Below are 9,302 nucleotides of genomic sequence, written 5' to 3'. Positions count from 1 at the left end.
AAAAAAAAAAAAAAAAAAAAAAAACAGAGAGTACAATGAGGATATTTTTCAATGTCACAGGGAGAGAATTTTGGAATATAGTATTTTTAAAGAATTTAATTCTAGTTTCCCCCATCTTAGTAGTTATTTTTTTCTATGATATTTCTTTAGGAATATTTGCGTGCCTACTTGTTTTTTTACTTAATAGTATATTTTTTATACCGAAAATCAGGTATGTTAGGCCAAGGTTTAAAAAATCGTTCAGTATGACCTATTTATTATCTGTCGTTGATGGTTTGACGGTGTTTAAAGCGATGACTATACCTGTATCTTCAACTTTTATGTTTATGTTCATGTGGTTGGTTTTGCCAGATTTTTTAGGAATTGATATCTCGAATAAAGCGATGATATTGAATACAGCTTTATTTTCAGGGACAGTATTTTTTAGCAATAAAGGGATAAATTTTTATTTTCTTACTTTAAATAAGGACTTCCCTTATCTGAAGGCTGTGGGGGTCAATCTTAATAAGTTTATAAAAAAAAGAATTTGGTCTTTAAATCTTATTAGTATCTTAATTCCGTCGATCTCGCTATATTTCTTTTTAAATTATCTGGGGTACAGCTTTATAGATATTTCCCTATTTCTTTTCGGAGTTTCTCTAGCATATTTTTTATGCCAAGGGATACAAATGTTAGAGATAATTATATTTAGAAAGTATCATTTCAAGAATGCGAAAGAATTAGATGCTTTTTCAATTCCTATAAATACAAGGATAACGTTGTACATTATTCGCTTCGTACCAGTTATGGTTTGCTTATTATTCAATCAAATTAAACTATTTGGTTTATGGGGCTTGATATTGTTAAATATAGTTTATATCAGTATTATTTATTGTAGTTTATATCGATATATGTTGTCAAAAGTAATTAAAGGAGATAATCATGTCCATTTTATCCATTAAAAATATTTCAAAGTTTTACACTTTGGACGGTAAACATCAAGAACAGGCTTTAAAGAATATAAACCTGCAAATCGCAAAAGGTAAAATTACAGCGATTTACGGGCCGTCAGGCTGTGGCAAAACTAGCTTGCTAAACATCATCAGTGGTCTAGATAGACAATATGAAGGAGTTTTAGAATTTAAAGGGGAATCTCTCCGTGACTTATCAGAGATTGAACTAACTCAATTTCGTAAAAACAAGATTGGATTTGTGTTTCAAAACTTCAACCTCATTCCTCATCAATCTGTCTTGGACAATGTCAAGCTACCTCTCTATGTCAAAGATTTATCTGACAGGGAGATGACAATGATTGCAAAGGAGCAATTAAGTAGCTTAGGAATGGAGCCTTTTATGGCTAAAAATGTTAAACAGCTTTCTGGCGGGCAAAAGCAACGTGTAGCAATCGCGCGTGCCTTGGTAAATCAGCCTGATATGATTGTAGCAGATGAGCCAACGGGGTCACTGGATTCTCAATCTCAAGAAATGGTATTGGAAGTATTTAAAAATTTAGCCCAGACAGGGAAAACAGTATTGATTGTAACCCATAATCCAGAGGTTGCTGCATATGCAGATGTGATTATCAAAATGAAGGATGGTGAAGTCGTTGAAGAAGTCAAAAAATAAAGGATTATCATTGAAAAACAAATTCAAACTTTCTTTAAATAACTTTCTGGAAAGAAAGTGGCGTAACTTATTGATTGCGCTAGCAACCTCAATCGGTTTTGTAGGAGTCTTAATTTCTTTCGGCTTGGGAAATGCTTTGATTTCGATGATTGATGAAAATACGAATGGAGGTCAAATTCCTTCTCAAGTTCAGATTGCTTTAAACACAGAAAATGCTGGACGAGGCTTTTTGAACCAAGATGATAAGAACTATATCACGGATACAGTTGGCAAAGAAGCTATTAAATATTTGGAGAGTCCTTTTGGGATGACCATGTCAAATATTACTATAGATGGGCAAGAAATGGATCTGAGTCAAACGATGCCTTCTTATGCTCAAGTAGTGAGTCTCTATGAGGATACAAGTATTTCTGTTAGTAGTAATGAGGCGGACAAAGTATTAGCCGGTTCCCTCTATACTGATGCAAATGAACAGGGCTTGACGATTCCAAGCAGTTTACTAAAAAGTTGGAATGAACAGACAGGAAAAAATCTGACGGCTAGTGATATTATTGGCAAATCAGTCTCAGCCAGCATTGTAGAAAATGCTGCTGAAGCTAGCAAGATTGCTCAATTTCAAACGAAGATTGTGCGTGTAATCAATGATGAAGATGACATGGAGGATAGCAACAGTTTCATGCCGTCTAATCAAATGGAAACAATTTTGAAAGAAGCTGGATTTACAAAAGCTGTATCTTATTTTATCTTGGAACTTAAAGATCCATCACAGACAAAAGTGGTAACAGAAGAATTGCAGAAAAATAAGAAGTATACTGTTCTTTCTCAACAGAAGGTTCTTGATATTGTGATTACTTTTATTCGTGTTATTCAGGGATTGTTGATTGTGCTTTCATCACAAGCTATTGTGGTAGCAGCGGTCATGATTGGCATCATCATTTACATTAATATCATGCAACGTTCTAAGGAAATAGGTGTCATGAAGGCAGTTGGTTATCAAAATCGCGATGTCAAAGGAATTTTTATTTACGAGGCTATTTGGATTGTAGGAATCGCCTTGCTGCTGGCATTTTTGGTTGCACAAGGGGTGGGAAGTTTGGCGAATGCGGTTGTAAATCACTTTTACCCATCCATCACGAAGGTTTTTGAATTAAATCTTCTATCTATTTTAGGAACTCTAGCTTTTGCTCTATTACTTGGTTATGTCTCAGCCTACTTCCCAGCACGTAAAATTAGTAAAATGGATCCTGTAGAATCGCTACGATATGAATAGTAATGAAGTTCTTGATTTATAGCCTGAAAAAGAAACTAACATAGAAAAACAATGCCCGTACTTGCAATTCAACTCAAATAGTTATATAATAGGTTTGTTGAAAGGTGATTTGTAGTGATTCAAGTTACTCTTTTCACAATAAAAATTTCATGATTTTCATAAGGAGGAAATCACTAATGGTAGTTAAAGTTGGTATTAACGGTTTCGGACGTATCGGTCGTCTTGCTTTCCGTCGTATCCAAAACGTAGAAGGTGTTGAAGTTACTCGTATCAACGACCTTACAGATCCAGTTATGCTTGCACACTTGTTGAAATACGACACAACTCAAGGTCGTTTCGACGGAACTGTAGAAGTTAGAGAAGGTGGATTTGAAGTTAACGGTAAATTCATCCGTGTTTCTGCTGAACGTGATCCAGAACAAATCGACTGGGCTAACGACGGTGTAGAAATCGTTCTTGAAGCTACTGGTTTCTTTGCTAAGAAAGCAGCTGCTGAAAAACACTTGCACCCAGGTGGAGCTAAGAAAGTTGTTATTACTGCTCCTGGTGGAAACGACGTTAAAACAGTTGTATTCAACACTAACCACGATGTTCTTGACGGTACTGAAACAGTTATCTCAGGTGCTTCATGTACTACAAACTGCTTGGCTCCTATGGCTAAAGCTCTTCAAGACAACTTTGGTGTTGTTGAAGGATTGATGACTACTATCCACGCTTACACTGGTGACCAAATGATCCTTGACGGACCACACCGTGGTGGTGACCTTCGCCGTGCTCGCGCTGGTGCTGCAAACATCGTTCCTAACTCAACTGGTGCTGCAAAAGCTATCGGTCTTGTAATCCCAGAATTGAACGGTAAACTTGACGGATCTGCACAACGCGTTCCAACTCCAACTGGATCAGTTACTGAATTGGTAGCAGTTCTTGAAAAGAACGTTACTGTTGATGAAGTGAACGCAGCTATGAAAGCAGCTTCAAACGAATCATACGGTTACACAGAAGATCCAATCGTATCTTCAGATATCGTAGGTATGTCTTACGGTTCATTGTTTGACGCAACTCAAACTAAAGTTCTTGACGTTGACGGTAAACAATTGGTTAAAGTTGTATCATGGTACGACAACGAAATGTCATACACTGCACAACTTGTTCGTACTCTTGAATACTTCGCAAAAATCGCTAAATAATTCATGAGTCGATAAAAAGCAAGGCCTCTTGGTCTTGCTTTTCTTATATGGAAAAATGGATGACACAATCATCTATTCTTTTTAATTCTTTTTCAAAAGTATCTGATAGGGTAGTGAAGCTTAATTTCTCTAGAGTAAGCGGATGGGTAAAGGAAAGTCGAAAGGCGTGGAGCATAAGACGACTTGTTTTTGATTTACTATTATAGAGAGGGTCGCCTGAAATAGGGAAGTTATGATGCGAAAGGTGCACACGAATCTGATGGGTTCGCCCTGTCTTTAGTTTGCAACGAACCAAGGAAGTTTTGTTTGGGAATTGCTTTAATCTGCTTACATGTGTTTCAGCATATTGCCCATTTTTTGTATCAACTATTCGTTTTCTGCGGTCATGGCGATCACGTCCGATTTTGTCTTTGAAAACAAGCTCTTTGCTGCTGATATTTCCATCAACTAGTGCCCAGTATTCCCTAGAAATCTCTTTTTTCTCCAGTAAGCGATTGAGAATAGGCAGGATAAAAGGATTTTTGGCAAAGAGAACCAAGCCACTGGTTTCCATGTCCAGACGATGAACGACATAGCAGGTTTGGCCAACATAGGCACTGACATGGTTAAGAAGGGCGGTTTCGTTTGGCTGATTACCATGCGTTTTTATCCCCTCTGGTTTGTTCACAATAACTAAGTGTTGATCTTGATAAACTTCCTGAACGAGGTTTGGGTTGCCCCAAGGAATTTCTTTTTCGGGATAATCTTCCTCGTCAAAAGTTAACTGGCAAATATCTCCAGGATTTACCATCTCGTTCCAGTGAACTTCTTCTTGATTTATCAAAATATGTTTCTTGATTCTCAAAAAATGACGGATTTTTCTAGGGATGAGGAGTTGCTCCTCTAGTAATTGCTTAACCGTCATTGGAGGTAAAGAGGCTGGTAATGTAAATGTGAATTTCATACAGATATTGTAACAAAAAAAGCCCTATTTGGATAGGAAATAGCTAAATTCTTGTCTTCCTATGATGAAGATGATAAAATAAACGCATGAAATTAGATAAATTGTTTGAGAAATTTCTTTCTCTTTTTAAAAAAGAAACAAGTGAACTAGGGGATTCTGATTCGACTAGCTTACGTCGCTCTCGTAGTGATCGAAAAAAATTAGCCCAAGTAGGTTCAATTCGAAAATTCTGGCGTCGCTATCATCTAACAAAGATTGTCCTTATACTAGGTTTGAGTGCAAGCTTGCTAGTTGGAACCTATTTGTTTGCTGTAGCCAAGTCAACCAATGTCAATGATTTGCAAAACGCCTTGAAAACTCGAACTCTCATTTTTGACCGTGAAGAAAAAGAGGCCGGTGCCTTGTCCGGTCAAAAAGGAACTTATGTTGAGTTGACTGACATCAGTAAAAACTTGCAGAATGCCGTTATTGCGACAGAAGACCGTTCTTTTTATAAAAATGACGGGATTAACTATGGTCGTTTCTTCTTGGCTATTGTCACTGCTGGTCGTTCAGGTGGTGGTTCTACTATTACCCAACAGCTGGCTAAAAATGCCTATCTGTCGCAGGATCAAACTGTTGAGAGAAAAGCAAAAGAATTTTTCCTTGCCTTAGAATTAACAAAAAAATATAGTAAGGATCAGATCTTAACCATGTACCTTAACAACGCCTATTTTGGAAATGGTGTGTGGGGTGTAGAAGATGCGAGTAAGAAATACTTTGGAGTTTCTGCGTCAGAAGTGAGTTTGGATCAAGCTGCGACTCTGGCAGGGATGCTCAAAGGACCGGAACTGTATAACCCCTTGAAATCTGTAGAAGATTCTACTAATCGTCGTGATACTGTCTTGCAAAATATGCTTGCAGCGGGTTACATTGATAAAAACCAAGAAACCGAAGCTGCTGAAGTTGATATGACTTCGCAATTACAAGATAAGTATGAAGGAAAAATTTCAGATTACCGCTACCCCTCTTATTTTGACGCGGTTGTTAATGAAGCTGTTTCCAAGTATAATCTAACAGAGGAAGAAATTGTCAATAATGGCTACCGCATTTATACAGAGCTGGACCAAAACTATCAAGCAAATATGCAGGTTGTCTATGAAAATACATCTCTATTTCCGAGGGCAGAGGATGGAACATTTGCTCAATCAGGAAGTGTAGCTCTAGAACCGAAAACAGGTGGAGTTCGTGGAGTTGTCGGTCAGGTTGCTGGCAATGATAAAACTGGATTCCGGAATTTCAACTATGCAACTCAATCAAAACGTAGCCCTGGTTCTACAATTAAGCCTTTAGTTGTTTATACGCCAGCAGTTGAAGCAGGTTGGGCTTTGAATAAGCAGTTGGATAACCATACCATGCAGTACGACAGCTATAAGGTTGATAACTATGCAGGGATCAAAACGAGTCGAGAAGTTCCTATGTATCAAGCATTGGCAGAGTCGCTTAATCTACCTGCTGTTGCCACTGTTAATGATTTGGGCGTCGACAAGGCTTTTGAGGCAGGCGAAAAATTCGGACTCAACATGGAAAAGGTCGACCGTGTTCTTGGTGTCGCCTTGGGAAGTGGTGTCGAAACCAATCCTCTGCAAATGGCTCAAGCATATGCTGCCTTTGCAAATGAAGGTTTAATGCCTGAAGCTCATTTTATTAGTAGAATTGAAAATGCTAGTGGACAAGTTATAGCAAGCCATAAAAATTCACAAAAACGGGTGATTGATAAGTCTGTAGCTGATAAGATGACCAGTATGATGTTGGGGACATTCACCAACGGTACCGGTATTAGTTCATCGCCTGCAGATTATGTCATGGCAGGAAAAACTGGTACAACTGAAGCGGTTTTCAATCCAGAATATACAAGTGACCAGTGGGTAATTGGTTATACACCGGATGTAGTGATTAGTCACTGGCTTGGTTTCCCGACCACTGATGAAAATCACTATCTAGCAGGATCTACTTCAAATGGTGCAGCTCATGTCTTTAGAAACATTGCAAATACTATTTTACCTTATACGCCAGGAAGTACCTTTACGGTTGAAAATGCTTATAAGCAAAATGGAATTGCACCAGCCAATACAAGAAATCAAGTGCAGAGTAATGAAACGAATCAGACGGATGATACCCTTTCTGATATTAGAAGTCGTGCGCAAAATCTGGTAGATGAGGCCAGCCGTGCTATCTCGGATGCTAAAATTAAGGAAAAGGCTCAAACGATATGGGATTCGGTAGTCAATCTATTTCGTTAAGATGCTTGTCAAAGCCTAGCTTTCTTGTTATAATAGACAAGATGGAGGCGTTATGGCACTAAAAAAAGCAAGTCTAGCTTGTGCGGTTTGTGGTTCGAGAAACTATTCAATTAAGATCAGCGGAAACCCCAAGCCAACACGACTAGAAGTAAATAAATTTTGTAAACATTGTGGTAAGTACACTATACATAGAGAAACGAGATAGGAGAGAGCGATGCGTTTTATTGGAGATATTTTTAGACTTCTTAAAGACACAACATGGCCAACTCGCAAGGAAAGCTGGAGAGATTTTCGTTCTATCATGGAATACACAGCTTTCTTTGTAGTAATTATTTACATTTTTGACCAGTTGATTGTTTCAGGTTTGATTCGATTTATTAACATTTTTTAGAAGGCTAGTGGACTTATTTACACTAGAGATCTTCTATTATGAAAGGAAATATCATGGATAGTTTTGATAAAGGGTGGTTTGTTTTACAAACTTATTCTGGTTATGAAAATAAGGTAAAAGAAAATCTATTACAACGTGCACAAACCTACAACATGTTGGATAATATTCTACGCGTTGAAATTCCAACACAAACAGTGCAAGTTGAAAAGAATGGAAAGAGAAAAGAAGTGGAAGAAAATCGCTTTCCAGGTTATGTTCTTGTAGAAATGGTGATGACAGATGAAGCTTGGTTTGTTGTTCGAAACACACCAAACGTTACAGGATTCGTTGGATCTCACGGGAATAGATCTAAACCAACTCCATTATTGGAACAAGAAATTCGTGATATCTTGATTTCTATGGGACAAACCGTACAGGAGTTTGATATCGATGTTGAAGTTGGTCAAACTGTACGTATTATTGATGGCGCTTTTGCAGACTATACTGGTAAGATTACAGAGATTGATAACAATAAAGTGAAGATGATTATCTCTATGTTTGGTAATGACACAGTTGCAGAAGTAAACCTAAACCAAATTGCAGAATTATAACCCTGAGAGAGGCATGCCCTCTCTTTTTTGTGCAGTTTAGACGGTGTAGGGAACAGAATGGGGGAAATGGGAAAAAAGTGTTTCTGAATCTGTTAAACTGTATCTAGAAAGGGGAACGTTATGTTTAAAGAATTGTATAAAGAAGTCCAGGGAATTGTATATAAGAGTAGAAATGAATATTACTTGCATTTATGGGAGTTATCTGATTGGGACCAAGAGGGAATGATTTGCTTACATGAATTGATCAGTAGAGAAGAAGAGCTGGCAGAAGATATTCCACGCTTACGTAAATACTTCAAAACTAAGTTCCGTAATCGAATTCTAGACTATATCCGTAAGCAAGAAAGTCAAAAACGAAGATATGATAAAGAACCGTATGAAGAAGTAGGTGAGATTAGTCATCGTATCAGTGAGGGAGGTCTGTGGCTAGATGAGTATTATCTCTTTCATGAGACATTAAGAGATTATAGAAACAAACAAAGTAAAGACAAACAAGAAGAGTTAGAGCGCGTCTTAAGACATGAACGCTTCCGAGGGCGTCAAAGAGTGCTAAATGACTTACGTATTGTGTTTAAAGAGTTTGATATCCGTACTCAATAGGAAGTCATACAAAAAAACATAAAAAGATAAAAAAGTAGTTGACAAAGTTAGAAAAGCCTGTATAATAGTAAGAGTTGAAAACAACTCTGGTCCGTTGGTCAAGGGGTTAAGACACCGCCTTTTCACGGCGGTAACACGGGTTCGAATCCCGTACGGACTATAGTATGTTGTGGTTGGAACACTTAATGAAAAAAAGTTAAAAAAGTTTCAAAAAAGTGTTGACAAGAAAAAGCAGCTGTGATATACTAATATAGTTGTCGCTTGAGAGAAGCGAGTGACAAAGACCTTTGAAAACTGAACAAGACGAACCAATGTGCAGGGCACTACAACTAAGGTTGTAGTACTGAACAATGAAAAAAACAATAAATCTGTCAGTGACAGAAATGAGTGAGAACTCAAACTTTTAATGAGAGTTTGATCCTGGCTCAGGACGA

At 37.6% G+C, this 9,302-nt stretch carries 10 protein-coding genes and 1 tRNA gene; 10 read left to right on the top strand and 1 reads right to left on the bottom strand.

What is annotated here, in order from left to right; all coding sequences use genetic code 11:
* The 4 genes from D8836_RS11290 to gap form a co-directional block, all read left to right on the top strand.
* The coding region (locus D8836_RS11290; protein WP_221763032.1) for a hypothetical protein at positions 1-941 on the top strand (941 nt) is incomplete at its 5' end.
* Positions 922-1,605: an ABC transporter ATP-binding protein gene (locus tag D8836_RS10740; RefSeq protein ID WP_084886517.1), complete on the top strand. Its 684-nt coding sequence runs from the start codon at positions 922-924 to the stop codon at positions 1,603-1,605. The genes D8836_RS11290 and D8836_RS10740, both read left to right, overlap by 20 nt.
* Complete coding sequence (locus tag D8836_RS10735; RefSeq protein ID WP_185761634.1) at positions 1,574-2,875, top strand: ABC transporter permease; 1,302 nt, start codon at positions 1,574-1,576, stop codon at positions 2,873-2,875. The genes D8836_RS10740 and D8836_RS10735 overlap by 32 nt, the downstream gene beginning before the upstream one ends.
* Before the next feature lie 176 nt (positions 2,876-3,051).
* On the top strand, positions 3,052-4,062 hold the full coding sequence (gap, locus tag D8836_RS10730; protein WP_049492462.1) for a type I glyceraldehyde-3-phosphate dehydrogenase: 1,011 nt from the start codon (positions 3,052-3,054) through the stop codon (positions 4,060-4,062).
* Positions 4,063-4,105: 43 nt separating this feature from the next.
* Here the strand turns inward: gap and D8836_RS10725 are convergent, their stop codons facing one another.
* Entirely contained in the window at positions 4,106-5,005 is a 900-nt protein-coding gene (locus D8836_RS10725; protein ID WP_125393969.1) for an RluA family pseudouridine synthase, read from the bottom strand.
* Positions 5,006-5,091: 86 nt separating this feature from the next.
* On the opposite strand from D8836_RS10725, the gene pbp2a reads away from it, so the two are divergent.
* The 6 genes from pbp2a (at position 5,092) to D8836_RS10695 (ending at position 9,028) form a co-directional block, all read left to right on the top strand.
* Positions 5,092-7,287, top strand: coding sequence for a penicillin-binding protein PBP2A (pbp2a, locus tag D8836_RS10720; RefSeq protein WP_125393968.1), 2,196 nt, complete (start codon positions 5,092-5,094; stop codon positions 7,285-7,287).
* Between the two features lie 52 nt (positions 7,288-7,339).
* Positions 7,340-7,492 (top strand): 50S ribosomal protein L33, encoded by a 153-nt coding sequence (gene rpmG, locus D8836_RS10715; protein WP_125393967.1) that lies wholly within the window; start codon positions 7,340-7,342, stop codon positions 7,490-7,492.
* Between the two features lie 9 nt (positions 7,493-7,501).
* A complete protein-coding gene (gene secE / locus D8836_RS10710) occupies positions 7,502-7,678 on the top strand; it encodes a preprotein translocase subunit SecE (protein WP_001210991.1) in 177 nt (58 codons plus the stop codon).
* Positions 7,679-7,731: 53 nt separating this feature from the next.
* On the top strand, positions 7,732-8,268 hold the full coding sequence (gene nusG, locus D8836_RS10705) for a transcription termination/antitermination protein NusG (protein WP_049499248.1): 537 nt from the start codon (positions 7,732-7,734) through the stop codon (positions 8,266-8,268).
* Between the two features lie 120 nt (positions 8,269-8,388).
* The gene (locus tag D8836_RS10700) at positions 8,389-8,868 is read left to right on the top strand and encodes a sigma-70 RNA polymerase sigma factor region 4 domain-containing protein (RefSeq protein WP_125393966.1); all 480 of its coding nucleotides are present in this window, start codon (positions 8,389-8,391) and stop codon (positions 8,866-8,868) included.
* Between the two features lie 88 nt (positions 8,869-8,956).
* A tRNA-Glu gene (locus D8836_RS10695) sits at positions 8,957-9,028 on the top strand.
* Positions 9,029-9,302: the final 274 nt, after the last annotated feature.

The organism is Streptococcus mitis (genome assembly GCF_003942995.1).
Taxonomy (GTDB): Bacteria; Bacillota; Bacilli; order Lactobacillales; family Streptococcaceae; genus Streptococcus; species Streptococcus mitis_CV.
Note: the sequence above shows the minus strand (reverse complement) of the source record. Positions and strands in the feature narration are given on the sequence as shown.

Bases quoted from the DNA above. Each gene is read 5' to 3' on its own strand.
- D8836_RS10740 (WP_084886517.1), top strand. From the start codon at position 922: ATGTCCATTTTATCCATTAAAAATATTTCAAAGTTTTACACTTTGGAC.
- D8836_RS10735 (WP_185761634.1), top strand. From the start codon at position 1,574: ATGGTGAAGTCGTTGAAGAAGTCAAAAAATAAAGGATTATCATTGAAA.
- gap (WP_049492462.1), top strand. From the start codon at position 3,052: ATGGTAGTTAAAGTTGGTATTAACGGTTTCGGACGTATCGGTCGTCTT.
- D8836_RS10725 (WP_125393969.1), bottom strand. From the start codon at position 5,005: ATGAAATTCACATTTACATTACCAGCCTCTTTACCTCCAATGACGGTT.
- pbp2a (WP_125393968.1), top strand. From the start codon at position 5,092: ATGAAATTAGATAAATTGTTTGAGAAATTTCTTTCTCTTTTTAAAAAA.
- rpmG (WP_125393967.1), top strand. From the start codon at position 7,340: ATGGCACTAAAAAAAGCAAGTCTAGCTTGTGCGGTTTGTGGTTCGAGA.
- secE (WP_001210991.1), top strand. From the start codon at position 7,502: ATGCGTTTTATTGGAGATATTTTTAGACTTCTTAAAGACACAACATGG.
- nusG (WP_049499248.1), top strand. From the start codon at position 7,732: ATGGATAGTTTTGATAAAGGGTGGTTTGTTTTACAAACTTATTCTGGT.
- D8836_RS10700 (WP_125393966.1), top strand. From the start codon at position 8,389: ATGTTTAAAGAATTGTATAAAGAAGTCCAGGGAATTGTATATAAGAGT.